The sequence below is a fragment of the Cohnella hongkongensis genome (assembly GCF_042654645.1).
Taxonomy (GTDB): domain Bacteria; phylum Bacillota; class Bacilli; order Paenibacillales; family Paenibacillaceae; genus Cohnella; species Cohnella hongkongensis.
In genome coordinates, this window is sequence record NZ_JBHSEP010000012.1 from 153,975 (window position 1) to 177,798 (window position 23,824).

Annotated in this window: 20 protein-coding genes and 8 tRNA genes; 5 read left to right on the forward strand and 23 right to left on the reverse strand. The window is 57.3% G+C overall.

Translation table 11 applies throughout. From position 1 onward, the window contains the following. Positions 1–10: 10 nt before the first annotated feature. Both ACFO3S_RS16870 and ACFO3S_RS16875 read right to left on the reverse strand, forming a co-directional pair. Complete coding sequence (locus tag ACFO3S_RS16870) at positions 11–385, reverse strand: DUF6220 domain-containing protein (RefSeq protein WP_378098596.1); 375 nt, start codon at positions 383–385, stop codon at positions 11–13. A 4-nt stretch (positions 386–389) separates the two neighbouring features. Beyond that, positions 390–602, reverse strand: a complete 213-nt coding sequence (locus ACFO3S_RS16875) for a DUF5957 family protein (RefSeq protein WP_378098598.1) — start codon at positions 600–602, stop codon at positions 390–392. 159 nt (positions 603–761) lie between these two features. On the opposite strand from ACFO3S_RS16875, the gene ACFO3S_RS16880 reads away from it, so the two are divergent. Together ACFO3S_RS16880 and ACFO3S_RS16885 are read left to right on the forward strand one after the other, a co-directional pair. Beyond that, positions 762–1,448, forward strand: a complete 687-nt coding sequence (locus ACFO3S_RS16880; RefSeq protein WP_378098600.1) for a response regulator — start codon at positions 762–764, stop codon at positions 1,446–1,448. After that, a complete protein-coding gene (locus ACFO3S_RS16885; RefSeq protein ID WP_378098602.1) occupies positions 1,445–2,812 on the forward strand; it encodes a sensor histidine kinase in 1,368 nt (455 codons plus the stop codon). Before ACFO3S_RS16880 ends, ACFO3S_RS16885 begins: the two co-directional genes overlap by 4 nt. Here ACFO3S_RS16885 and ACFO3S_RS16890 read toward each other — a convergent pair. From ACFO3S_RS16890 to ACFO3S_RS16970, 17 genes are all read right to left on the reverse strand, one after another. Continuing rightward, positions 2,787–3,011, reverse strand: coding sequence for a cold-shock protein (locus ACFO3S_RS16890; RefSeq protein WP_378098603.1), 225 nt, complete (start codon positions 3,009–3,011; stop codon positions 2,787–2,789). The two genes, ACFO3S_RS16885 and ACFO3S_RS16890, sit on opposite strands and share 26 nt — an antisense overlap. 294 nt (positions 3,012–3,305) lie before the next feature. Next, the gene (locus ACFO3S_RS16895; RefSeq protein ID WP_378098604.1) at positions 3,306–4,037 is read right to left on the reverse strand and encodes an NAD-dependent protein deacylase; all 732 of its coding nucleotides are present in this window, start codon (positions 4,035–4,037) and stop codon (positions 3,306–3,308) included. A gap of 68 nt (positions 4,038–4,105) precedes the next feature. Continuing rightward, positions 4,106–5,404 (reverse strand): AAA family ATPase, encoded by a 1,299-nt coding sequence (locus ACFO3S_RS16900; RefSeq protein ID WP_378098606.1) that lies wholly within the window; start codon positions 5,402–5,404, stop codon positions 4,106–4,108. Positions 5,405–5,412: 8 nt separating this feature from the next. Beyond that, the gene (locus tag ACFO3S_RS16905) at positions 5,413–6,843 is read right to left on the reverse strand and encodes an RtcB family protein (protein WP_378098607.1); all 1,431 of its coding nucleotides are present in this window, start codon (positions 6,841–6,843) and stop codon (positions 5,413–5,415) included. Positions 6,844–7,201: 358 nt separating this feature from the next. Then, complete coding sequence (locus ACFO3S_RS16910; protein ID WP_378098609.1) at positions 7,202–8,302, reverse strand: RCC1 domain-containing protein; 1,101 nt, start codon at positions 8,300–8,302, stop codon at positions 7,202–7,204. A 160-nt stretch (positions 8,303–8,462) separates the two neighbouring features. Next, positions 8,463–9,689 carry an RtcB family protein gene (locus tag ACFO3S_RS16915; RefSeq protein ID WP_378098611.1) on the reverse strand — a complete coding sequence of 409 codons (1,227 nt, stop codon included), beginning with the start codon at positions 9,687–9,689 and terminating at the stop codon, positions 8,463–8,465. A 28-nt stretch (positions 9,690–9,717) separates the two neighbouring features. Then, complete coding sequence (locus tag ACFO3S_RS16920; RefSeq protein WP_378098613.1) at positions 9,718–10,494, reverse strand: nucleotidyltransferase domain-containing protein; 777 nt, start codon at positions 10,492–10,494, stop codon at positions 9,718–9,720. Between the two features lie 17 nt (positions 10,495–10,511). Next, the gene (locus tag ACFO3S_RS16925; RefSeq protein ID WP_378098615.1) at positions 10,512–12,005 is read right to left on the reverse strand and encodes a TROVE domain-containing protein; all 1,494 of its coding nucleotides are present in this window, start codon (positions 12,003–12,005) and stop codon (positions 10,512–10,514) included. Positions 12,006–12,341: 336 nt separating this feature from the next. Continuing rightward, a tRNA-OTHER gene (locus ACFO3S_RS16930) sits at positions 12,342–12,406 on the reverse strand. A 110-nt stretch (positions 12,407–12,516) separates the two neighbouring features. Beyond that, on the reverse strand, positions 12,517–13,080 hold the full coding sequence (locus tag ACFO3S_RS16935; RefSeq protein ID WP_378098616.1) for a ribonuclease H-like YkuK family protein: 564 nt from the start codon (positions 13,078–13,080) through the stop codon (positions 12,517–12,519). A gap of 255 nt (positions 13,081–13,335) precedes the next feature. Beyond that, positions 13,336–13,410: transfer RNA gene (locus ACFO3S_RS16940), tRNA-Trp, on the reverse strand. 1 nt (position 13,411) lies between these two features. After that, positions 13,412–13,487: transfer RNA gene (locus ACFO3S_RS16945), tRNA-Asn, on the reverse strand. Between the two features lies 1 nt (position 13,488). Next, positions 13,489–13,566 (reverse strand) — tRNA-Pro (locus ACFO3S_RS16950). Positions 13,567–13,569: 3 nt separating this feature from the next. Beyond that, positions 13,570–13,643 (reverse strand) — tRNA-Asp (locus ACFO3S_RS16955). A gap of 3 nt (positions 13,644–13,646) precedes the next feature. Then, positions 13,647–13,723 (reverse strand) — tRNA-Glu (locus ACFO3S_RS16960). A gap of 81 nt (positions 13,724–13,804) precedes the next feature. Next, positions 13,805–13,878, reverse strand: a tRNA-Gln gene (locus ACFO3S_RS16965). A 4-nt stretch (positions 13,879–13,882) separates the two neighbouring features. Beyond that, positions 13,883–13,957: transfer RNA gene (locus ACFO3S_RS16970), tRNA-His, on the reverse strand. 1,223 nt (positions 13,958–15,180) lie between these two features. Here ACFO3S_RS16970 and ACFO3S_RS16975 point away from each other — a divergent pair. The 3 genes from ACFO3S_RS16975 to ACFO3S_RS16985 all read left to right on the forward strand — a co-directional run bounded on the left by ACFO3S_RS16975 (position 15,181) and on the right by ACFO3S_RS16985 (position 16,812). Further along, a complete protein-coding gene (locus ACFO3S_RS16975) occupies positions 15,181–15,471 on the forward strand; it encodes a hypothetical protein (RefSeq protein WP_378098618.1) in 291 nt (96 codons plus the stop codon). After that, positions 15,468–15,893: a type II toxin-antitoxin system RelE family toxin gene (locus ACFO3S_RS16980; protein ID WP_378098619.1), complete on the forward strand. Its 426-nt coding sequence runs from the start codon at positions 15,468–15,470 to the stop codon at positions 15,891–15,893. The genes ACFO3S_RS16975 and ACFO3S_RS16980 overlap by 4 nt, the downstream gene beginning before the upstream one ends. Before the next feature lie 217 nt (positions 15,894–16,110). Beyond that, a complete protein-coding gene (locus tag ACFO3S_RS16985; RefSeq protein WP_378098620.1) occupies positions 16,111–16,812 on the forward strand; it encodes a hypothetical protein in 702 nt (233 codons plus the stop codon). Between the two features lie 219 nt (positions 16,813–17,031). Here ACFO3S_RS16985 and ACFO3S_RS16990 read toward each other — a convergent pair whose 3' ends face one another. The 4 genes from ACFO3S_RS16990 to ACFO3S_RS17005 are packed head-to-tail and all read right to left on the reverse strand — an operon-like array spanning position 17,032 to position 23,776. Beyond that, entirely contained in the window at positions 17,032–20,115 is a 3,084-nt protein-coding gene (locus tag ACFO3S_RS16990; RefSeq protein ID WP_378098621.1) for a discoidin domain-containing protein, read from the reverse strand. Between the two features lie 14 nt (positions 20,116–20,129). Then, positions 20,130–22,052, reverse strand: a complete 1,923-nt coding sequence (locus ACFO3S_RS16995) for an alpha-L-rhamnosidase-related protein (RefSeq protein WP_378098623.1) — start codon at positions 22,050–22,052, stop codon at positions 20,130–20,132. Between the two features lie 12 nt (positions 22,053–22,064). After that, positions 22,065–22,901 carry a carbohydrate ABC transporter permease gene (locus ACFO3S_RS17000; RefSeq protein WP_378098625.1) on the reverse strand — a complete coding sequence of 279 codons (837 nt, stop codon included), beginning with the start codon at positions 22,899–22,901 and terminating at the stop codon, positions 22,065–22,067. Next, positions 22,898–23,776, reverse strand: coding sequence for a carbohydrate ABC transporter permease (locus ACFO3S_RS17005; protein ID WP_378098627.1), 879 nt, complete (start codon positions 23,774–23,776; stop codon positions 22,898–22,900). The genes ACFO3S_RS17000 and ACFO3S_RS17005 overlap by 4 nt, the downstream gene beginning before the upstream one ends. Between the last annotated feature and the right edge of the window lie 48 nt (positions 23,777–23,824).

Below are 23,824 nucleotides of genomic sequence, written 5' to 3' on the forward strand. Positions count from 1 at the left end.
CGAAGTCGGCTCAGACTCCGGCGGGGCGTCTGGCCACATGGAGAGACAGCACGATCAGCGCCAGCGCAATAACGGGGTGCATAGCTCCCGCAGCCGGAAGATTGGCCGTCATGTACTGGATGAAGATCAGTCCGAACAGAGCCAAGCTTAACCAACGCGTTCTTACGGGAAGACGGCCGGCAAAAGCAAATACGAGCATAAGCAGCGGGACGACCTCGAAGAAATGCACGAACAGAACGTGAGCTTTCCAATGCGTCGAATCCTGAAACAGAGCCATTCCCGCGATAAAGGTTTGCGCGACGATGCAAGCGACCAGCAGCCACGCTAAGACGCGAAATACGGCGCCGGCGAATTTCCCCTTCGGGCTAGTATTGACTTTCTCCATCCTCTTATCCTCCTCGACTTTTGCTTCGCGTCCATCCGTTGACCACAATGAGCGCAACGACTGCGCATACGATCGGCAGAAGGATCGGGAGATACTTGATCCCCACCGCCCGATCGAAGATCAGCATGCCCGCAACTCCGATCAGCTCGGAAAGGATAAACCCTCCGACACATCCCCCGAGGACCGCGAACAGCAAAATTCCGGCTTTATTTCTCATCCTTGACGCCTCCATTCTCCTGGTCAGGTTTGTTCTATCGCCATACTAGCAGCAAAATGTTGCGAACCTGTGACGGAGCATTACGGGTTTCGTGAAATTTTCCCCATGCTTCGCGGGAGCCTATATAATGTAGGCAACAAGGCGAGGAGGATACGGAAAATGACGCGAACGCTGCTGCTTGTCGACGACGAAGACCAGGTCATGGCTTTCATGAAAAAGTTCCTGCTTCAGGAGGGATATCGAATTGTCACGGCCTCAACCGGCCCGGAGGCGCTGCGCAAAGCGCGCGAGGCCGATCCGGCGCTGGCGGTGCTGGATTGGATGCTGCCGGGAATGAGCGGAATCGAGGTATGCCGGGAGCTGCGCAAAATAGGACGGATGGGCATTATCATGGTGACGGCGCGGGCGGAAGAGAGCGACAAAATCATCGGCCTGGAGGTCGGGGCCGACGATTACTTGACGAAGCCCTTCTCCCTGCGGGAGCTGGCGGCAAGAATCCGCTCCGTGCTGCGGCGGACGGAAGGGAACGAACCTATGACGGCGACGCTCGAACGAGGAGAGCTGTCGCTGTCCGAAGCGCAATGCCGGGTATGGAAACGAGGAGAGGAGCTGGCTCTGACGCCGACGGAGTTCAAGCTGCTGCTGACGTTGGCCGCCAGACCGGGCATCGTATACAGCAGGCTGCAGCTGCTTCAGGCGGCGCTCGAGGACGATATTCTGAACGACGAACGAACGGTGGACGCCCATATCAGCCGCATTCGCAAAAAGATCGAGGACGACCCCGCCCGTCCGCAGTACATTCAGACCGTCTACGGCTTCGGCTATCGGTTCGGTGTCGGCCAATGACGGTCACGCGGAAAATCTTTCTCTCGATCGCGTCGTTCGTTGCGATTATTGTCGTCCTTTTCGTGCTGGTCACGCATTTGGTCATTAAGGAATCGTTCGAAGCGATGGCGAGCAAATCTCTGGGGGGAACGCTGGAGACGATTGCGGAGCGTTTTATCGAATTTTACGATCGCGGGAAGTCCTGGAGCGGCGTTCAGCAGATGGTGCTGGACGACGCCGGCTTGGGCGGCAAGCGGGACGTCGGCATCGCGCTGTTCGACAGGGATGGCGCTCAGGTCTATTCCTTGGGGACGGTCCCTCCGAAAGCGATCCAGAACCTGGGGATCAAGCGGAGTCTGCGGGTCGATAACCGGAGGATCGCCTCCTTATATTACTACGACGCCGAGATTGCCGATCTGTCCAGGCTGCGCATCGGCATCCCGGCCTCGGTCATCCTTCTGTTGTCGGCCGCGACCGTTCTCATCGTTCTTCTCTCGCTTCCGGCCGCCTATTGGATTGCGAGAAAAATCACTTCGCCGCTCCGCATGCTGATCCCCGCCATCGAGCGCTTGAGGCATGGAGAGCTTGGCGTTCAGGCGCCGGTCGTCTCCCGGGACGAGTACGGTCAAGTTGCAGTCGCCTTTAACGCGATGTCCGCGCAGCTGCGGAAGAACGAAGAGGTTCGCCGCAATCTGGTCGCCGACGCGGCTCATGAGCTGAGAACGCCGCTGACGATCGTTCGCGGCAAGCTGGATTTAATTCAGCAGACCGGGGAGGCGATCGAGCCGGAAAGCTTGCTGCCGCTGCAAGACGAGCTCATCCGCTTGTCCCGTCTCGTGGAGGATCTCCACCTGCTCTCGCTGGCGGAAGCGCGCAGGCTGCCGCTGGAGAAGAAGCCGACGAGCATGGCCGACCTCGTTCGGAAAGTCGTTCGGCATCTGGAGCCCGACGCCGAGCGCAAGCGCATTCGGGTCTCGTTGAAGATCGAGGCGGAAGTGCGGCCGATCGACGTCGATCCGAACCGGATGACGCAAGTGCTGCTTAATCTGATGGTCAACGCCATCCGGTACACGCCCGAGAGCGGGAGCGTGACGGTCAGCGTGCAGGAACGACCGTCGGACGGCCGAAGCGGAGCGGCGCTGAGGATCGCGATCGAGGACACCGGAGTCGGCATCGCGCCCGAGCAGCTGGAGCAGATCTTCAACCGGTTCTACCGGACGGACGAGGCGCGCGCTCGGAACAGCGGCGGCATGGGGCTCGGTCTGGCGATCGCCAAGGAGCTGGTGCTCGCGCACGAAGGAACGCTCGAGGCGGAGAGCCGTCCGGGCCGGGGGACGACGTTCGTATTGGTGCTGCCGGTCAGCGCCGGTCTTTATGCTGGTTAGGACTTGTATTCGTTAGCGTCGTCAGCATTTTTTCTCCTCTGACCATTTCGGAATGGCATTCGGGACATACGGGGGTGAGGGAAAACGTGAAGTTATCTCTCATCCATCTCTTGCAGCTCTCTCCCGAACAGAGCCAAATGGCGGTCATCTCCTCCGGCAATTCTTCGAACGGTTTTTTCCGAGAGTAGTACACGTTCATTCCCTCTTTCTATGATGAGGTGGATGCAGCCAAGCATAAACGGGCGACGCCGGCCTTGGGATCGGCGGGATCGCGTTGATGTCGGGGGCGATTCAGATCAGGATAGCGAATTTAATCCTTTCTGATCATGAATAAAATGCCCCAAACATCAGGTTCGGGGCATCTTTATTCTGCGTTATAGGCCGTGCGTCAATACGTTCATTATAACTCAAGCGGCCGGAAATAGCGAATCCGATGCGAACCGGCCGCGGCAAACGTTCGTCCCCTTGGAGAATCTCGCCCTTATGGCCTCCGTCATCCGGCTCGAATACACGACAGCACCTTCGCCACGCTGTTCGAAATGACAAGATCGGCTCTCCCGTCCAGCGGGGTCGCGCTTTTATTGATCAGGACCAGCTTGTTTCCTTCGTAGAGCCTTACGAGCCCCGCAGCCGGCTGCACGGTCAGCGAAGTGCCCGCCACGATCAGGACGTCCGCCTGCCGGATATACTCCGCCGCCCTCTGAAGCAGGTCCATATCGAGACTTTCCTGGTACAGCACGACGTCCGGCTTGACGATGCCGCCGCAACGGCGGCAGCGGGGACAGATCTCCTCCGACTGAAGGATATCCTGCAGAGAATAGACCGCTCGGCAATCCATGCAGAAGTTCCGGTGGACCGAGCCGTGCAGCTCGAGCACGTTGCGGCTGCCGGCCTGCTGATGAAGCCCGTCGATGTTCTGGGTAATGACCGCGGCGAGTCGGCCCTTCTGCTCCCAGTCCGCAAGAGCGTAGTGAGCGACGTTAGGCCGAGCATTGGGGTAGAGCATTTTGCTTCTGTAGAAAGCGTAAAAGTCCGCCGGACGAGCCCTGAAGAAATCTCGGCTTAATATTTCCTCCGGAGCGATCCGCCCCCCGCCTGTCGTCTGATACAGCCCGTCCGCCGACCGGAAGTCCGGAATCCCGCTTTCCGTGGAAGTGCCCGCCCCGCCGAAAAACACGATGTTCCGGCTCTCGGCCGCGATTTTCTTCAACCGCTCGAACTCCATCTCGTTCCCTCCGCATCGCTCTTTTTACGCAAACCCTTTACGCGGCTTGTCGTCCGCCATCCTTCGTTCTACGCAAATCCCATTTTACGCGACTTGTCGTCTGTCATCCACTCTCGGCTGCGATCCTTGGCGTAGTCCGACTTCATGCTCACGATCAGCCGCTCGAGATCGACCTCGTTCTCGTAATGCATCTGCAGCGCAGCTGACGCGTACAGCTCGCTGAGCTGGGCAAGCGTAAATCCGTCCGTTCGGCGGGCCGCCTGCTCCAGCTCCTCCTCGCTCGCAAGACGCCGCAGGCCGATATGGGCCAAATAGGCGAGACGCATCGCTTCGTCCGGAGACTTCACCTCGTACGCCCGGTCGAAGCGTCCGGCCCGGTTCATCAGCGCCGGATCGATCTTCTCCGGGTAGTTCGTCGTGCCGATGAGGTAGATGCCCTCCTTCGACGTCGCTCCGTCCAGCGTATTGAGGAAGTAGGAGCGGCAGGAGTCCGGCATCGAGTCGATGTCTTCAATGACCAGCACCATCGGCGCCATCTGGGACGCGGTGTCGAATACTTCCTTAATCGAGCCGCTGCTCGTATATTCCGTAATTTGCCAATAGGCGACTGGGGCGCTTGTCGTGGACGAGATCGACTTCACCAGCGTCGTCTTGCCGTTGCCCGGCTTGCCGTACAAAAGAATGCCCCTCTTGTAAGGAAGGCCGTAGGTTTGGAAAAACGAGCGGTCCTTGGAGAAAAACTCGTCGATCGAGCGATAAATCTGCGTCTTCAGCTCCGCTTCCATAAACACGTCGTCCCGGCCGACGGCGTACCCGACCGGTTTGCGCTCCTGTTCCAGCCCGTCCCGGGTGTCGGTGAAGACGATGATCTTCGGGTCGGCCAGCCGGCGCGCCCTCAGCTCCTCCAGAAACCGGACAAGTCCTTCATTCGATGGGGAGAAAATGAGATCCTCGTAGCCGAGACCGTGCTGAGTCACTCTCGGAATTCGGGCCAATGCGACCAGATGCCGGGGATAGACGAACAGATTGTTGCGCACGGCGGGCCGGATCGCATAACCCGACCGCTGCGGATCGGAATCGGCGGCGTACTCGAACACCTCCGTTTCAACCAGGTCGAACAGACTCGCCGCATATTCCACCCCCTCGTAACCGTCGCGAAGATCCTCTTCCAGTCCGTTCCACACTTCGTTGCCGTCATCCTGATAGTAAAGACGAAAGCCGCCCCCATACCGTTCGCTCAGAAAATCGACGATGGCCTGAACGACGGAAATATAGTTGAAATAGCTTTCCGCATCGAGCGGCTCGCGAACGGCTCCGTCCGCCTTCACCAGAAATGGCGGCTTAGCCGTCCTCGTTAAAATCGTCATCTCTTGAATCACACTCCTTTTACTGCCGCCAGAGGACGGCACTTGGCCACTACGGAGGCCAAGCGCGCCTGAACGACGCTGTCGATGATTTGGTCTACGTCTTTGTAAGCCTGCGGCGATTCGTCCACGAGCGCTTCGAGCGCTCGGTGGTTCAGGACGACCTCGTCTTCCTGGCCGACGCGCAGGGAAGAAGCGAACTCGTCTACCGTGACGAGCTGCTTGGTCGCGTTGCGAGACCGAATACGGCCCGCTCCGTGACAGATGGAGTAATAGTTGCGCGAGCCTTCCGGGGCTCCGACCATCAAGTAAGAGGCCGTCCCCATCGAACCGGGGATGAGCGCGGGATGGCCCGTCTCACGATAGGGCTCGGGATTGCCGGCGTGTCCGGCCGGCAGCGCGCGCGTCGTGCCCTTGCGGTGAACGAGCATCGCCTCGTCGCCGTGGCTCTCTTCGCAGGCGTAGTTGTGCATGAGGTCGTAGAGCGTGCTCATTTCCGCCCGGGAGCCGAACGTCTCCTTGAAGGCGTCGCGAACGGCGTACGCCATCAGATGCCGGTTCGCTACCGCGAAGTTCAGCGCCGAATACATCAAATTCGCATACGCCCGGCCCGCCTCGCTGTCCAGCGGCGCGTAAGCCAGCTTCGGATCGGCCGTGCCGAGCCCGAGCCTGCTCATCGTCTTCGCCACCTGCGAGCCGCAATGCTGGTTGACCGCGCCTCCCCAAGACCTCGAGCCGGAATGGATCATGACCACGACCTGGCCGTCCCGAAGCCCCCACCGCTCCGCGATGGCCCGATTGTCCTCCGGAATGCTCAACGCCTGAATTTCGATAAAATGATTGCCGTTGCCGAGCGTGCCGAGCTGGCGATGCGACCGGTGCCATACCGGCATCGGAATGCGGTCCAGCTCGCTCTCGTCGAACCGGAACCGGCTGCACTCGACATGGGTCAGGGAAGTCGCTTTTCTCGGCGTGTACGCGTCCGGCTCGTATTTGCCCGGCAGGCCGTGAAGCCCTTTGCGCAGCACGTCCTCCAGCCGGACGTCGGAGAAATGCCCTCTTGCATGATTTTCCACCGGAATCCGCTTCTCGATCGCCTTGACCAGCTTGCGGCGAAGCTTGACGTCCCGCAGGTCCTCCGCCTGCAGATTCGTCAGATGCACCCGCATCCCGCATCCGATGTCGCTGCCGACGATGGAGGGAGAGACGAAGCCGTCCTCCACGCCCCACACCGCCGTCGTGCCGATGCAGGTTCCGACTCCGACATGAGCGTCGGGCGTATAGCTCATATATCGGATATTCGGGATTTGCAGATTATTGTTCGCCATCTCGAGCACCTTGGCCCCCATGGCATAAAACAGATCGTCGTGCGCGAATACGTGAAGATCCCCGGCCGGGAGATCGATTCGCCGATAATAAGAATCGTTAAATGTTTGTTCCATAAATGATTTAAACCCTCTCTTAATCCGAGTATTGTCGTTAAAATGAAAACGCAAAAAAACCGCAAGCCCATTCGCTTACGGTCTTCTGCGCGCAGTGAAAACGAAAGACTGACTTCCCCTTCCGACGATGCGCCGGCGGGGCGTTAGCTTTCTCCTTCCTTGGCTGGGGCCCGTAGAGGCCGATGGACAATGAACGAAATATTCAATTGCGGCGTGACGACGTTGCGGCGGTTGATCACTGCGGTCATGTCCTTCGGCCTCCTTTCTTAAATAAGATAGTGTCTATCATATACGGGCTTGGGAAGCTTTGTCAATATCCCGTCGGCTCAGTCCCTGTACGATTTCTACTCTGTGCTGCCTATTGCAGATTTACCGCAATTGGGGTTGTGCTGCCTTTAAAGCTGCCGTCACCTAGTTGCCCTGCAGCATTGCTGCCCCAAGCCCACACTTTCCCATCCTCGGTAACGGCTACGGAGTGTTCATAACCAACTGCAGCACTAACCACTTTGTTCAGCCCTTCAATTCGCCGGGGCTCTGATCCCCGATCAATAAGGCTCCCATTTGCTCCAACGTCGTAACCCAGAATCCATAGCGTTCCATCTTTTTTCAGCACAAGAGTTCCATAAAGGCCCGTCACAATCGAAGAAACATTTCTTAAACTCGGCACACGCACGGGAACTTCTATCTTTTCCGTTTCCTTAGTTACTGGAGAATGGAATATGCCTACGATATTCGCTCCCCAGCCCCACACCGAGCCGTCTTTTTTGATCGCAAAGTTTTGCTTTCCATTCCCTGACGATAAGGCAATGACTTCTTTCAAACCTCTAACCTGGCTAGCAATGTAATCTCCATTTGCCTTCGTTTCCACATAACCAGACCACTTCCAAACAGTTCCGTTCTTCCTCAGGATATGAATTTCGCCGTTGGCATTAGCGGAAATCTCTTGGGCATCGTCTATATTTTCCAATTTGTGAGGTCCCGAGAAATACCGGTCAGGAAGCCAAACCCAGACAGAGCCTTCTTTATCAATCGCAGAAGCTATACTGCTTGCCGATATTTTTACGATTTCGGACAAGCCTATGATCTGCGTAGGACTTGGAAATACAGTCTTACCATCGTGATTCTCCGAAGAATTCAGTTTATATTCCGGCCCCCACTCCCAGACAGTTCCGTCCCTCTTCAGTAAGATTTCCTGCTGTCGAAACGATTCAATGTCAACTACATCTTCCATCTCTTGAACGAGCCATGGAGTATTATCTCGGAAGGTGTGTTTGCCGTCAATAACATCCGCAATCCCTCCCCAGTACCAGACGTCCCCCTTGGAGGTCTTAACGACGCTGTGATAGGCTGAAGCGGAAACGGTTATAGGAGAAGCAGCCTGCTCGACATCTCCACCGGAAGCCGTAGCAGCAACCGCTTGCACTGAAAAAGCAAGCGATAATCCGATAGCAAGCAGCAACGTTCTCCTCATTTTTCCTATTGATTTTATTTGTCGGCTCCCTATCAATAGAATCAACTCCCATATTTATTATCATCTTCCATTAGATAAGACGATTTTACATGGAAAAAGTTGTGCGTTTCCCTATTAACAATCTCATCTCATTTTATGATATATAACTTTAATCCTTATACGGATCGAACTCGTCCGCGCCAGCCATGCATACGCCGATCGGCTTCAGCACGTGCAGCACCTCGATCGTGTCGGCATGAGCGTCCAGCACCTCCTGCAGCTTCCGGTAGACGAACGGGCTCTCGTCCGTGCCGGCTCCGCGAAGCTCCACGCTAAAGGCGCGAACGGCTTGCTTCATCTGTTCGGGAGTAATCTGGCCTCCGGTGCGCTTGCGGGTTTTCCAGTTCATCTTGCCCGCGGCTTGCGTACGGCTCATGATCCTTCCCGCCCCATGCACGGTGCTATAGAAAGAATCGCGGTTCTCGTCGGTGTCCTTCCCTCTCACGATGACGGAAATGTCGCCCATGCTGCCGCCGATGAAGCCGAGCTGGCCCGGGGCCGAAGGCGTCGCGCCTTTGCGGACGACGATCACGTCCTTGCCGCCGTGGGATTCCTTCCAGGCGTAGTTGTGATGGTTGTGCACTTCGAAGTCGCCGCTTGCTCCCAGAATCGACAGCACCTGAGCGATGACGTAATCCCGGCCGGCATAGGCGTATCGACCGGCCAGCTTCATTGCCCGGTAATACAGGTCTCCGAGCTCGCTGTCCAGAACGAGCAGCACGGGCGGCTGGTCCATCTTCTCACCCGGAGCGTTCGCCAGAAAGTCTCGTCCGGCGGCCAGATTGAGAAATCCGCTCGCCGTCTTATGGCCGAAGCCGCGGCTGCCGAAATGGTTGCCGATCCAGAGCCGGCCCGTCTCCGGTTCCTCGAACAGATCGACGTAGTGGTTGCCGCTGCCGACCGTGCCGAGCTGATCCCGGGCCAATGCCTTCAGCTTGTCATGCTCCTGCTTCCCGATGGCCGCGTACACGCTCCAATCGGGATCGTCGAACAGCTCGTGATCCACCCTTTCGCTGTTGACGCGCCCGACGCCGAAGGACACTTTTCGGGCGATTTGATCCATCAGAGCGGGCAGAATCGGCTTGATGTCCGCCGCCAACAGGTTCGTCCGCACCGCCTTATTGCCGCAGGCGATGTCGTAGCCTACGCCGGAGGGCGAGATTTGGCCCTCGTACGCCACGACTCCGCCGATCGGCTGGCTGTACCCTTTGTGATGGTCGGCCATCAGCAGCGCTTGCACGACGTTGCCGTGCTCCGCGCACGTTATGGCTTGGGACAGCGCGCCGGCATCAGGATTGCCCCATATCCGCACTCCGTCTATGGTTTGGTAAGTCATTTCTCGTTCTCTCCTTGCCGGTATCCATTTAGATGGACCCGTTTTCTATTAAGGCCGCTCGGAAAAGATCGTCCAGACGGTCTGCTAATTTCGTGTCGGCCGACTTCATCTCATGCGTCGTTTGTTCCAGCTCCTGCAATCGTTTCTCCAGATAATCGTTAATCGGGGCAAGCCTCGGCTCTACGTTCAGCTCCTCGCCCGCTTTTTTCCGCGCCAACAGCTCCGCTACCGTCTCGCCCAACCGCCCCGATCGCGGAATCAGCCGCTCCACCAGCGTATCGAACTCCATAGGCGGCATCTCGCCGTAACGCTCGATCCATTCGCACGCCAGAACGGGCCGCAGCACATAGAAGTACTTTTTGATCCGCACCCGCTCTCCCTGCAAATACTCCCGATAGTTGCCGCGCGCCATATTGAGGTAATGATACATGCAGGACTTCGGGGAAAAAGCCAGCGGAGAAAGCCTGCGAAGCTGCTCCGCGACTCCGGATTTCTCTGCATAGCGAATCGGCGATTGCAGCCATTCCAGCAGCGGAGGGTTCGACTTCCGATACAGGTTCAGCGCCTTGCGCAGATCCCACCCGCTGATATCGAGCTTGTCGCTGATCGGCCGCTCGATGACGTCCCGCTTCTCGAAGATGGACAGGTACCATTCCGGCTTCCGGATATAGACGAACCGCACGTCGTAATCGCTGTCCCGGGAAGGGAAGCCCCACGCCCGGCTGCCCGATTCGCACGCGTACAGAATGCGGATTTGCTCCTCGCTCTCCAGACGCTCCAATTGTTCGGTTATCGCTTTTCGCATAGCTTCCACCTCCCGCATTACAGTTCAATCTTCTCAATCGCTTGCACCATCGAGCCGTAGCCCTTCGCCGTTTGGGCGATGTAGCTCAGCACCGTGTCGCTCCAGCCGTAAATGTAGTAAGTGTTCGGATCCTGCGGCGGAACCATGGCGCTGCGGTAAGGCGCGATGTCGATGATGAACGCCTTGACCTGCGGGTTCACCTTGGCGCGATAGCTCGTCAGTTCGCGGTAGAATGGGCTGCCGCTGTTTTGCTGCTCGTCGGTGATCATGACGATCTGGTCGACCTTGACGCGTTCGGCGAGCAGCTTGCGAACCGGAGCTCCGGTATCCGTGCCGCCGCGCGTCTGAATCCGCTCCGCCTGCGACAGAATGCTGTCGCGGCGCGACGGAAAGGCATCCTCGGCCTCGGTGTCGAACAGCCAGAACAGAGAGTTGCCCTGCGTCTTCTTGTACAGAGCCAGCGCGAATACCGAGCCGATCTGCAAATACTCGCCGTTCATCGAGCCCGAGATGTCAAGGAAGATCGCCGTGCGGTCTTCCAGATCGGGCAGGTTGGCGAATGTGATCTCCACCGCGTCCCGAAGCGCGTCGCGCAGCTCCGGGCGCTTCACCTGACGGAACGCCTTCGCGAATCGGAAAGGCAAAATCCTTGCCTTGCTCAGTGCGGTCGGATCGGTCAGACGAGCGATCGCGGCATCGAGGCAGCGGCGGTCTTCCAGCACGCCCTCGCGCTCCAGCGTATTCAAGTGGCGGAGCAGCGCGAAAGTCGGCATCTGACCTAGCAGCGCTTCCCAGATCGCTTTCGAAGGCTTCACCGCTCCGGTGACGACTTCGTGCGGCAGCTTGCCTGCTTCGATCCAGCGCAACCGTTCGGCCTCTGTCGAGGCCCGCTTCAACTGCTCCAGCGCCTCGACCTGCGGCAGGAGAGTCAGGTTCGCCTCCTGACCGCGCAGATAGCGGAACAGCGCTTGCTGCTTCAGATCCGCGGGCTTCGGGTGAGCCGTCGCGATCGCGTCGCCCAGGCTGTAGCCCCGGCAGCGGCCGTTATACTTGATGGCCCAATATTCGGACAAGCCCGTCAGAAACCGACTCACCTGGCGTTTCACCGCCCGGCCGCCTTCGCCCCTTCCCATTCCCTTCAGGATGGTCAAGAAGTCGGACAAATCGGACGGAATCCGGACGACCTGCGGAAAAGCCTTCGCGAACAAATCCGGACGATGCTGGGACAGAATCGCCAGTCCGAACAGCGGCTGCAGCCGCATGTAGCCCTCGTTGCGGGCATAGACGAGCGCTTGCGCCATGAATTGCGGGCGGCTCTGCGCCATTTCGCGATGAAGCTCGTCGGCTTCGGCCAGCAGCGTCTGCTGATCCGCGTAGAACGTGTTGCCGAGCGTATTGGTCACCAGCGTCTGAACGTACTGCTCCTCTATGGAGCGAGCATACGCCGGATAACCTTCTCTATTGCCTATTGACGGCCTGATAGCCGAGAACAACTTTTTTGCGAAGCTCATCGGTATTACCTCCTTAAAACTGAACCGGCGAGGAAAGGGCGGGGAAGGCGGACTGCAGGACTCGAACCTGCCGTAAAGCCCAGGCAAATCAATGGGTGCGCGCTAAGTGGCGAAGCAGCCCTCCCCGGCGCCTCGCCGGCGGTATGCGATTCATTAAGCGGAGCGAGGAAAAGTTCAAGAAGGCGTGCAGAAGAGCGGTAATGCCGCTCGTTCCGCCCTGATCTTGGACGAAGTAGCCCTCTCGTGCGCCTCGCTCTTGGTAGCGTAGTAATGCGGCAGTTGAGGAAAAGGGCGGAAAGGAACATGCTGCTCTACCTACTGAGCTATCCCGCCTCTCGGCGGGAGTTGGACTCGAACCAACGACAGGCCGATTAAAAGTCGAAGTAACCCTTCCATGCGCCTCAACTGCGCTCTGTTGTTCGGCCGCACGGCCGCTTGTTTCATGCTCCTATCATCTCTTATTTCCAACCGGTCGAACATGGCGGAAGTATGACGACGAGCATTTTTTGTTTCAGGTCGCGGCAGCGGCCGCCTTGCCCCGATAGGGCGATTTCGTATATCGGTTCGATACGGAAGAAGCTGCGATTGCCTCAGGCTTCACACGAGCCGACAACCCCATGGCCTCGATCCGTCCGACCAAGTCCGCGACGAACGCCGAGGTCCGGTTGCGCTTGGCGTCCGTTCCCGCGTCGATGTCGATGAACAGCTTCAGCTCCGCGCCCTGGTAAACGTAAGGCAGGAGGATGTCCTCCAGCTCGGCGCGTTTGCTCTCATCGAAATATGAGGCAATCTCCTGGCTGAACGTCGTCTCCAGACTAAGCTTCTCCTGAAGGGAACGGATTTCCCGCGGCAGAACGACCTGCCGATAGCAGAACCAGGCTCCTCTGCCTGGCCGATGAACGACGACGGACGTCACGAACTTCGTATGTCCGGCGTGAACTTGAGCATCCGTGCCGACCATCAGCTGGTAGGCGGCGCGCGGATCGGCGTTCATGAAGCCGCGAATGCGGGCGAACACGTCGTCCATCGTCAGCTCCTTTTCGGTGACGTTGCGGAACGTTTTTTCGTGGATCATAGGGATTTGTCTTCTCTGCATAAGGGTCACCTGTAACGCAAGGTCGGCTTCTTCCTTTCTCAAGTGGTTGTTTAAAAAGTCCGCTTTTGATCACGAAGTATCCCAAGAAGCATACTCGACGTCGAATCTTGCATTCAGCCGGATCTTCCGGTACTCATGTAGGTTCTCCTACACTCCGTTCCTCAGTTCCTGGCTTCATCCAACCTTCTCGGTGCTGAAAACCGAACTTTTTGAACTCACATTTAATAGGTTATGTGGCAGGGGCAGCAGGAGTCGAACCTGCATATGCGGTTTTGGAGACCGGCGTTCTACCTATTGAACTACACCCCCATGGCAGGGTTGGCAGGGCTCGAACCTGCGACCGTCCGATTAACAGTCGGGCGCTCTACCCGCTGAGCTACAACCCTATGGTCGGAACGGCAGGATTCGAACCTGCGGCCTCTTGCTTCCAAGGCAAGCGCTCCAGCCAAGCTGAGCTACGTCCCGGTATGGCGGTCCCAAGGAGGATCGAACTCCTGCTTCCGCGCTGACAACGCGGCGTTCTTCCACTGAACGATGGGACCGAGTGGAGGCGTGGACGGGACTCGAACCCGCACATCCGGACGTGAAAGGCCCGTGTGTTATTCCTTTTCACCACCACGCCGTGGAGGACAGGAGCGGGTATTCCCCGCCGATCTGTCGGCCGCCGAATCGCAGCAGCCTATCTGATAACGCCTATCCATGTTGGATGCCCGGGCAGGGATCGAACCTGCGATCGATGATTCAAAGTCATCTGCCTTGCCGCTTGGCTACCGAGCAATATTGGGGAGACCAACCAGACTCGAACGGGTACTAACGGGGTCACAAACCGCCGCGTTCGCCCTTTCGCCATGGTCTCCAGAATAAAAAGCTATCCAGGGACCGTTCCCCGCTCCCCGCCTTAACAGGGAAAAAGGACTCGGCATCCGGATAGCTCGATTCGCGCCGCGAGAATGTTCTCGCTATGAGAAGGCAGGGCAGCTCTGCCGGTCGTCCGGCAGACGTTGCCTTCCTCTCGCGGATCGGCTATCCGTCGTCTCGATCTCATGATCCTGACGACACCAATTGCGTTCGAACGGATATAGATTGGTTTTCATGGGACTCGCCTCTTTTCTAAAATGGATTATTGTTGCGATATGTACTTTATAGGGGCCAAGCGATTAAAAAAAAGACCCCTGTCGCCTTCGTCTTCTCCCATGGCCAAGCCTGCCCATAGAAAAAGACTACCGGCCTCGGCAGTCTTTACAAGAACGCTAGGTATGCGATCGCGAACGGAGTCAGGCTGTAGAGATCAGCCGAAGAACCGCAACGAATCGTCTGCGTTTGTAAAGATAGCCTCTATGAAATGGAATGCAGGAAATAAGCGTCTCATGCCACTGTTCATTGAACTGCTCCGCATAAACTGCCGGTTTGTTCTCCCAATCGAGTCGATTCATCTCACGCATGTTCCTGCACTCCTTTCTGGATTAGAATGTTTGCTGACAATCCTAACATCTCATCTTTAACCATGTCAACCATTCATTTCATAAAATTGCAGAGGAAAAAGTTTGGAAAGGTGTTCACCGCACCTCCGTCGCAGCTTCCTGCGAGGGAGACGGATGGGATTCGAACCCATTTTAAGCCACCGAAGTAACCCTTCCTAGCGCCTCTGCAACCGCGAGGCCTTTGCCTTGCGACCTCGGCTTCACAATCTGATTTTCGCCGATCAGACGGCTTACGAACAGGGCGAAAGTATGGCAACGAAAAAAACTTATTGCGCTTGAGCATCGTTTTATTCCTCTCTTCGATGCCTATCGAGGTTGACTCTGCCGTAGCCTGCGTAAAATCGTTCGTTCTCCGCTCGGCCGATGATTTGTGCTGCGTGCAGAGTTGCTTACGCTGCCTCGGCCAACGCTTCGATTGTCTTCTCTCCCCTATCGGCCATAGGCGCATTGATGATACAACTTTGCTCCTGTCTTATCCTTCCGCCTTGTTATTACGTCATATTTTCCGTAATATAATAAGCAGAGTACGTATGACTTCTTTAAGAATGAGACATAAGATAATAGGGAGTAATTAGGGAAATGAAAGATGGTGAAGAGGATGACGAAACCAACATTTACCGTTGATCAGCTGATTACCTCATCGGAAGCGGCCAAAAAATTTGGCGACCTGCGAAAAAAAGCAAAAAAAAATCCGCAATTTATTACGGATAACGGTACAGTCGATTCCGTATTGATTGGTTATGAACTCTTCGAACAAATCTATGACCGACTCACTCGTCTGGAGGATGAAGAAGAGCGCCGAATCTTGTTAGAGCGTATCGAACGAACCGAACAAAATCCAACAGCCGCAAAATCGTGGAAAGACATCAAGCGTAAACCGGAACCATGATGTCCGAAGATTGTTTTGATGTTCGATTCGACCCCGATGCTGAAGAGGAATATAACCGACTGGATGGTTCTGTTCTTGGCGCAGTAAATAAGGCAATCGACGAATTGGTCCTCAGGGCTGATGAAGTCGGCAAAGCACTGAGGAATAATAATGATACCAAACTCGCAGGCTGCAGAGAGATAAAGCTACGTGATGCCGGTATTCGAATTGTATACCGCGTGACAGATCAAGTCGTTCACGTGCTTCGTATCGTCATTGTTCTGACCATTGAGCGACGTAACCGTGATATGGCTTTCAAAATCGCCCATTCTCGGATGAAGGCCATTCGTAAACTAACCAAAGAAGAATCGCGAAAGCTCCACGAGAAACAAAAAAGATGGCAGGATATGATACGCACCAAGAGACCTAAGCAAGGCGAATAGTCACAACGAACTGTCCAATAAAGAAAGGATTGATCCTTCCTGCCGCAAGCCTCGCTTAAAAAATCGCCGATGCCCTTAAGAGGCACCAGCGATTTTTTTTATACAATTATGATTATAGTAGAACCGACGCTCGGCGACCCGTTTTTTATGCAGGTACCCTGGGCGTAAACCCAACATAATATAGGGGGAAATTAGATTCGACGAAGGAGAAGATGCGATGTATCGACAGAATTGGGAACCGTGCAATTACGATCTGTCCAATTACGCTCCGTACGGCTACCGCCAATTGTCCCCTTTCCCAATCCCCGACTTCCTATTTGGCCAGCAAGCGTTGGGCGTGGAGTGGCGCGTGCAAGAAGGCCCGTGGAGCGGGGTATGGCGCAGGCGGGGAACCAGCAACCTCTTCGATGCCATATGGACAATGCCCGGAGCTCCGGCCGTAACAGCCGTTTTGACCATCTATATTTTCGGCAATTTCGTGTATGTTCAGCGACGGAACAGCAGCGATGGCAATGACTGCGACTACACGGGAACGCTCTCCGCAGACGGCCGTTCGGTTACCGGAAATTATAGATGTATCCGGGGAGGAGGCACTTGGACCGCCACAATCATTCGGCGCGAAGCAGCCCGACTAGGACGGGTCTGGTACGTACAAGAAGGCGGTTGGACTGGCGTCTGGACTCGCCGGGGGAACAGCAACATTTTCGACGCCATATGGACGATGCCCGGGGCGGCAGCGATTACGGCCGTATTAACGATCAACCTGTTCGGCAATAACGTCCAGGTATTGCGCAGAAACAGCAGCGATGGCAATAATTGCAACTATACCGGCACTATCGCGGGAGACGGAAGAACGGTCACGGGCACTTACACCTGCACTCAAGGAGGAGGGTCCTGGAGAGCTACGATTACCTTTTGATACTCGTCGGGCCTATTCAGGACTTGAAGAACAAAAAAATCGCCGATGCTCCAGGCATCAGCGATATTCGGCAGATTATTGATTTGGTGGAGGCGGATGATTCCTAACACTTGTATCTCTGGCTAGAACTGCCTGCTCATGATCCAACTCTACAGTCGCTTTCCTGACTCTGCGCTGCTCCCGTCATTTATAAAGCGTCCTCGTGTCGATACGAGCCTCTTAGTCTGGTTCAGAAGTTATCCAAACCTCCCCAATCTGAGGAGCCCATGAATACGTATTCGTCGCGGGAAGCACGACTTTCAGGTAGTTCGTTCCCGAAGGCAGCGAAGGCGCCTCAACGCTTCTGCCGGACCAAGGCGATCCGCCAGCGGCGGGGACGGGAGTGCCCCAAGCCGGGCTGAGCGGCGTCCAGGAGCTGCCGTCCGGCGAAGCGTAGAGCTCCAACTGCCCGGTTCCTTCGTAGTAGATTGAAGCCTTGAAGCTAAGCATGTTCGTGCGCTTGTACACGAACCATTCGTCTGAATCGGCCGTCCGGCGAACCCGTCCCGCATCCCCGCCGGCGATCTCGTTCGCGTAAGATCCGTCGACGACGAGGTTGGCGCTGCGATCGTGCATCCAGCGGAAATTGTCCATCGTATCGCGCAGGACGGCCGGAGGGCCGCCCGCTCCGTAACCGGAGACGATCTCTATCCGCCCCAGCTGCGGAACCCAATCGTAATCGTTGGCGGCGCTGAATACGATCTTCAAATAGTTCGTCCCCCACGGAATGCTGTCCGCGCTCAGGCGGATTCGATTCCAAGGCGCAGACGTCTGCACGGGGGGCTCCTCCGTTACCGTAATCGGCGTCCAGGAGCGATTATCCGGCGAAGCATAGAACCGAAGATCGCGGGAGCCTTCGTAATACAACGCAGCCGTAAAAGAACGGATGTTGAAACGGTTGTACACGATATACTCCTCGGAGCCCGTCGTTCTGCGAATGCGCCCGGCATCGTTCTCGGCAATGACGCCGGCATAGGAGCCGTCCACCGTCAGATTGGCGCTTCGTTCGTAGATGCTGCTGAAATCGTTCATCTCGTCTACGAACGTCTCGTTCGCGCCGCTGCCCGTCAGACTGTCCAGAATCGCCTGGCGCGCCATTCGAATTGAATTCCCGTCGGCATTGTAGCTCGTTCCGTTGTAGATGAGCGCTTCGGCAATATTTTGCGCCAGATCGGGCTTTGACTCCGCCAGCAGCATGAGCAGCTCCCGATCCTGGATGCCTTCCAGCTCGGCTTCGCCGCGAATCGATTCGAACAGGCCCAGATTGGCTTTGTCCGGATACGCCAGCCAACGATCTCCGGGCGTCGGCGTATCCGCCTCCTTCAGTACGTCGTCCATGCCATAGACGGCGATCTCCGCGAACTGCATGCGGTAAGCGCCTCCGTCATGCGGGTTGGCGCGCAAATTCGTGCCCTCGATCTTGACGTAACGGGCCGACACCGGCGCGAACGAGAAGCTCGGCGCTTCGTCGTACACGGTCGGCTGAGGATGGCCGGCTTCCGATACGACGGTGATCCAATTGACGTTGTCCTCTGAAACGCTTATCGAGAAATCGATCGGAAAGCCATAGCCTCGATTCGCTCCGTCGTCTCTCGGGAACAGCGTCGCCTTGCGCACTTCCGTGCTCTCGCCCAAATCGACCGTGATCCACTCGGAATGGTTGACCCCCGTATTCGAGCTGCTGCTCCATCCCATGGAGGAAGGCAGGGAGCTGACGGTCCCGTCGGTCAGATTCGCGGTCGACCAGCCGGCCGCTTCGTAGGAGCTGGATGCGGCAACCGGACGGTTGCCGGACGCCGAGTTCAAATTCCAGTAGTTGAACCCCCAATGCAAATACCCGTCCATGCCGTGGCGGAACGTGTACCAGTGCGGGAGCACCGTTTTTGCTAGCGGGGCGTCGATATTGCGCACCAGATACTCCCACGTCGGATAGTTGCAAATGTACAGCCACACCTCCTGTCCGAAATCCTGCCTGATTTTATGATAGTTGGATTCGTAATCGTAGTTGCTTTGCTTGACCACCTGCACGTCCAGCGTGTCCTCGAAGGCGTAGGTCGGCACGAAGTTGGCTTCAATCGTCCGAACGCCCGGCGCAAGCGAATGCACTTTGCCGTAAAACCAGTTGTCGTCCGCGCGATCCTGATCGTTGATCGGCTCGTCCCCGCCGCTTTGGTAGAACAGATTCAGCCAGCCCTTCGTATCCAGATGCGCCCTCAGCGCGGGAAGATAAATGTCGAGCCACGCCTCCGCTTCGGCCGACTGAGCGGGAACCGGGACCATTCGCGGCGCGCCGTTGACGTTCTGAATCGTGCGCACCTGGTAGCGGTCTCCCGCCTTCGTCATCAGGCTCGCTCCGTGCAGCTCCTTCATCGCGCCTTCGTCGATGAACAGCTGCACGAATCGGTCGAACTTCGTCCAATCGAACAGGTACTCTCCGCTCGGACCGATCTGGACGTCGGGAACCAGGTAGCCGATCGGATCGACCCAGATGACGTTGTTGCGGTGCTTCTTCATGTATTGGGCAAAACGGGTCATCACGGTCCACCAGTCGTTCGAAAACTCCGTAGTCCCGTACTGGTAGCGAAGCGCTTCCGTCGCCGCAGGCTCCCATCCGGCCGACGAAAACCAGTTGTCGACCTTGTACGAGGACAGCCGTCCGTCCGGCAGCGTCACGTCGTACACCCGAACGTGAACCGGAACGCTGGCGCTCCCCTCGTTGGATTGGACCGTTACCGTCCCCGAGTACTCACCGGCCGGAGTGCCGACAGGCACATACACGCTGTACCAGACCGGCTGCGTCGTGTTCGCGGGCAGTACGGCCAGCGTCGAATCGTTGGTGATTCGGTCCGGATAATCCATACTGCCGTCCGGGGCGAGCACCTGATGCTCCACCGGCAGCTGATCCGTATGCTGCTTCAGATGAATGAAGTCGATCCATCTCGCGCTGATGTTGGAGGCCGCGATCTGGGCGCCGCCCGGTCCCGTCAACGGTCCGACGGTTACGGACAAGTCGTGCAGCTCCTGCGCGGACCGAATGCCGAGCTGTCCGGCCCGATACTCGTTGCGAGCCGCCAACAGGCGGATCGTTCCCGGCGCGTCGCCGGGAGGAAGCGTCGCCCGAAACAGCTTGGTCAGCCCGTCGGCCGCCCATACCGTCAAGCTCGGAGATGCAAAGGCGCGAGTCGCATAGCTTGTCGGAACTGTCGCCGCTGCAACCAGAAGCAATAAACCGAACAGGCAAAACCTTTTTACTCCGCGTTTCATCCTTGATCCCTCTCTTATTCAGAAGTGGATTGCCCTTGCGAGTGCCCAGCTTCTCCGTTGATCACAACCTGTTTTCCTGCGAAAAAGCGGCTGGCGAAGTCATAAACCACCTTAACCGCCTCGGGATGTCTGACCTCCAGCCTGACTTGCTTCTCATCGCTTTCGATTTTCACGGAAATCGGACCATGGGGCGTAGGAACCGCACCCTCGATCTCGGTTAAGCCAGCGCCGAGTCGGGGAGCGATCAGCGTCTCCCGAAATCCGGGGCGCGGCGGTCTCACCCCTAGCGCATAGCCTTGCAGAATGGCCGAAATCCAGCCCGACCAGCCATGGCAGGCGCTGTTCAGCGCGTCCCCTTTGGAAAACTCGAAAAACGACCGCAGCGGAAATTCGCCCGATTCGGCGTCGATCATCTCCCAGTACGTGCCCGGCTCCTTCGCCAGCATCGTTCCCCAGCATCTACGGGTGAGTTCCAACGCCTCGTCAGCCTGGTCGGCCAGAAATCGGGCTTCAACCTCATATCCGTTCATGAACGGCCAGATCTGCTTGTTATGCGGCCACATGAAGCTCATCGTCTGCTCGTCCGTGAGGTTGATTCCCGGCAAATACGTCTGGAAATGCGAGCAGCCCTCGGCCGGAACTGCACGTTCCAGCTTGCGATCCAGCGTCGCGGAGCCGTAAGGGGTCCACATCTCGGCCTTCAAGTAGCTCAGGATTCGTTCGGACATCTCCCGGTCCGCGAGTCCGAAGACGACGGCATAGCAGTTCACGTCGCTCAGCACGACATCCGTATCTTCGAGATTAAGCACGTCGCGGAACACTCCTTTTCCCTCATCCCAGTAGGTCTCGACAAGATGATGGCGCAGATGGGCGGCCAGACGTTCCAGCTCTTCTCCCCGCTCGCGCTCGCCCGCTTCCTCTTCGATCAGCGCCGCGCACTGCAAAGCCCGGTACAGAACGCATTGCGTAGCCGACCCGCAGCCCTCCCGCGGGAACGTCCACATCCACGTTTTATCGTTATACAGAAAGCCGCGGCGGTCGAGCTGAAATTCGATCCAGTCCATCAAGGAGCGGTAGCCCTCGTACATTTTTTCCAGGAAGGCCCGGTCCTCCGTGAACAGATAGTGCTCCCAGATCGAAATGATCCACCACAGGTTGTATTCGGTAAAAGCTTGCCGCGAAGCCGCGCTTCCGGGAATTAATCCCGAGCTCTCTTGGAGCGCATGGAACAGGTGCAGGCTGCTCTTCACCGTCTCGTTCGCCCCGAACGCGTAATAAATGTTGAGCGCTTCGGTGCGGATATCGCCGATCCAGGCCTCGCGGTCTCTGCGCGGGCCGTCGAAAATAACGTAATCCGAATAAGGGCTGCGCCATTCGTTCACGAAAGTCCGATGAGGCTCCGGCAGCTCGCTGCGGAAGGTGCTGGCAAAGCGGGAGCGCTGCAGGCACAGCTGCGTCGTATACGCGCCGGTCCGCCACAGCTTCTCCCAGAAAGGATCGGCCGCGCGGAAGCTGCCGCGGTACACGCAGGGATACGCGGAAAACTTCACGCCGACCCTCCGGATCGAAGCATGGCAAGGAGCCGGAAGCACCGCCTTGCTGCGGATGGACAGCTTCATGTAGCGCAAGGCGATATATTCCTCGTCGACCCAGAGTACGCCGTCAGCCGGCATCGGGACGACAAGCGATTTAATCAGCGCGTCGCGTAAAGGTCCGTACTGAATGACCAGCTCGTCTCCCGAGCTTTTCTCCAGTTCGACGAAGAAGCAGCCGGTCGTCTTAATGCCGAAGTCCAGCAGCACGCTAGGAGCGCGCGATCCGCCGACGGATAAATATGCAGCCCCTTCTCCCTTATTCAGCATCGCGGACACGTTGAGCGCTTCCCCGTCTCCGGCCTCTGCGGACACCAGGCTCGGAAAGATAAATCCGGTTTTCATAGCGGTTCCTCCCTATCCCTTCACCGCGCCGACGGTCATGCCCCCGATGAAGTACCTCTGCAGCAAGGAAAATGCCGCAATCATCGGCAGCGTGCACAGGACGCAAGCCGCAAATAGCTGATTCCACTGCGTCGGATTTTCCCGATCTCCCAGAAACCGAATCATCACGAGAGGCAGCGGCTTCTGGTCGGGCTGAGTGATAAACACGAGCGGATAGAGAAAATCGTTCCAAATCCATACCGCCTGCGTAATGACGACGGCTGTCGTGGCGGGCAGCAGCAGAGGAAAAACGATTCTCCAGTAACGCCGGAGCAACCCCGCCCCGTCGATCACGGCCGCCTCTTCCAGCTCGTAAGGGACGCTGCTGTTGATGAATCCGGTATACAGAAAGGTGGAAAACGGCAGGCTGCACGTCAAGAACATCAGGATGCTCGCCAGCTGCCCGTCTTTAATCTGCAAAGCGTCCATTACCGTGTAGATCGGGATCAACGCCATTTGGCCGGATACGATCAGCCCCGAGAGAAAGAACATCGCCAGAAATCGGCTGGTCCGGCTTTGAATGCGGGCCATCGGATAAGCGGCCGCAGACGCCAGCAGGACGACCCCCGTCACGGAGACGAAGGTGAGCAGCACGCTGTTCCACAGCGACAAAGGGTATTTCATCGTTTCGTACGCGACCCGGTAGCTGCTCATCGTCACTTGCTCGAACAGATTAAGCGGGGCAGCCGACTGGCCGGGCGGCCGCAAGGAGCCGGACAACACAATGACAAGCGGGTACAGACTGGCGACGGAAAACAATACAATGGCCGCATGAAGGAGGGCGGAGCGGATTCGGTTGCGAGTTCTCATGCAGACACCTCCCTGGCTCTCAGCAGCTTGACGAACACCATCGTTACGGCGGAAATGACGACGAAAGAGATGACGCCGAGCGCGGCCGCCTTGCCGAACAGCGACTCCGCGAAGGCCATCCGGAACATCTCGAACATTAGCGTTCTCGTCGATTTGCCCGGACCGCCCTGCGTCATCGTGTAAATGTAGTCGAATTGCTTAAGGCCGTTAATAAGTCCCAGCGTCACGTTGATCGTCACGGCGGCGGCCAGCAGCGGAAGCTTGATCCGGCGGATCAGCTGCCAGCCGTTCGCGCCGTCCATCCGCCCCGCCTCCTCCAGCTCCGCCGGCACCGACTGAAGCCCGGCCAAATAAATGATCATCGTTCCCCCGAAGCCCTTCCATACGTCGACGGCCATCGTCGCCCACAGCGCGGTGGAGGCGTCGCCGAGCAGGTTCAGCTCCCAGCCTCCGAGCCCGACTTTGCCCAGCAGCGCGGCCAGCAAGCCATAATCGGGCAAATAAATAAAGCCCCAGATAAAGCCGACGACGATCGTGCTGAACAAGGTCGGAACGTAAGCGAACGTCCGGTAAAGCCCGCTCAGCCGGAGTCTGGCGTTAAGCGCCAGCGCTAGGGCCAGCGCCAGCACATTGGTTGCGATGACGCTTCCGACCGTGTAGACGAGCGTATTTCTCATGGCGTTGGCGAGCGTTCCGTCCTTGAGCAAATATTCGTAATTTCGCAAGCCGACAAACCGGTATTGGGTGTCGAATCCGTTGGAGTTCGTCAGGCTGTAGTAAAAGGTGAGAAGGACCGGACAGATCCAGAAGGTCACGTATACGGCCAAAGCCGGAACGGCGAACCAGTACATTCTTTTCTTGAAAGCCTCGCTCATAGCTGCTCCTTCCTACGGACGGCCGATTTCCGGCCGCCCGCTCGACTC

What these genes read in the sequence shown, in the direction of transcription:
- ACFO3S_RS16870 (WP_378098596.1), bottom strand. Translation starts at nt 385, where the DNA reads ATGGAGAAAGTCAATACTAGCCCGAAGGGGAAATTCGCCGGCGCCGTA.
- ACFO3S_RS16875 (WP_378098598.1), bottom strand. Translation starts at nt 602, where the DNA reads ATGAGAAATAAAGCCGGAATTTTGCTGTTCGCGGTCCTCGGGGGATGT.
- ACFO3S_RS16880 (WP_378098600.1), top strand. Translation starts at nt 762, where the DNA reads ATGACGCGAACGCTGCTGCTTGTCGACGACGAAGACCAGGTCATGGCT.
- ACFO3S_RS16885 (WP_378098602.1), top strand. Translation starts at nt 1,445, where the DNA reads ATGACGGTCACGCGGAAAATCTTTCTCTCGATCGCGTCGTTCGTTGCG.
- ACFO3S_RS16890 (WP_378098603.1), bottom strand. Translation starts at nt 3,011, where the DNA reads ATGAACGTGTACTACTCTCGGAAAAAACCGTTCGAAGAATTGCCGGAG.
- ACFO3S_RS16895 (WP_378098604.1), bottom strand. Translation starts at nt 4,037, where the DNA reads ATGGAGTTCGAGCGGTTGAAGAAAATCGCGGCCGAGAGCCGGAACATC.
- ACFO3S_RS16900 (WP_378098606.1), bottom strand. Translation starts at nt 5,404, where the DNA reads ATGACGATTTTAACGAGGACGGCTAAGCCGCCATTTCTGGTGAAGGCG.
- ACFO3S_RS16905 (WP_378098607.1), bottom strand. Translation starts at nt 6,843, where the DNA reads ATGGAACAAACATTTAACGATTCTTATTATCGGCGAATCGATCTCCCG.
- ACFO3S_RS16915 (WP_378098611.1), bottom strand. Translation starts at nt 9,689, where the DNA reads ATGACTTACCAAACCATAGACGGAGTGCGGATATGGGGCAATCCTGAT.
- ACFO3S_RS16920 (WP_378098613.1), bottom strand. Translation starts at nt 10,494, where the DNA reads ATGCGAAAAGCGATAACCGAACAATTGGAGCGTCTGGAGAGCGAGGAG.
- ACFO3S_RS16925 (WP_378098615.1), bottom strand. Translation starts at nt 12,005, where the DNA reads ATGAGCTTCGCAAAAAAGTTGTTCTCGGCTATCAGGCCGTCAATAGGC.
- ACFO3S_RS16935 (WP_378098616.1), bottom strand. Translation starts at nt 13,080, where the DNA reads ATGATCCACGAAAAAACGTTCCGCAACGTCACCGAAAAGGAGCTGACG.
- ACFO3S_RS16975 (WP_378098618.1), top strand. Translation starts at nt 15,181, where the DNA reads ATGACGAAACCAACATTTACCGTTGATCAGCTGATTACCTCATCGGAA.
- ACFO3S_RS16980 (WP_378098619.1), top strand. Translation starts at nt 15,468, where the DNA reads ATGATGTCCGAAGATTGTTTTGATGTTCGATTCGACCCCGATGCTGAA.
- ACFO3S_RS16985 (WP_378098620.1), top strand. Translation starts at nt 16,111, where the DNA reads ATGTATCGACAGAATTGGGAACCGTGCAATTACGATCTGTCCAATTAC.
- ACFO3S_RS16990 (WP_378098621.1), bottom strand. Translation starts at nt 20,115, where the DNA reads ATGAAACGCGGAGTAAAAAGGTTTTGCCTGTTCGGTTTATTGCTTCTG.
- ACFO3S_RS16995 (WP_378098623.1), bottom strand. Translation starts at nt 22,052, where the DNA reads ATGAAAACCGGATTTATCTTTCCGAGCCTGGTGTCCGCAGAGGCCGGA.
- ACFO3S_RS17000 (WP_378098625.1), bottom strand. Translation starts at nt 22,901, where the DNA reads ATGAGAACTCGCAACCGAATCCGCTCCGCCCTCCTTCATGCGGCCATT.
- ACFO3S_RS17005 (WP_378098627.1), bottom strand. Translation starts at nt 23,776, where the DNA reads ATGAGCGAGGCTTTCAAGAAAAGAATGTACTGGTTCGCCGTTCCGGCT.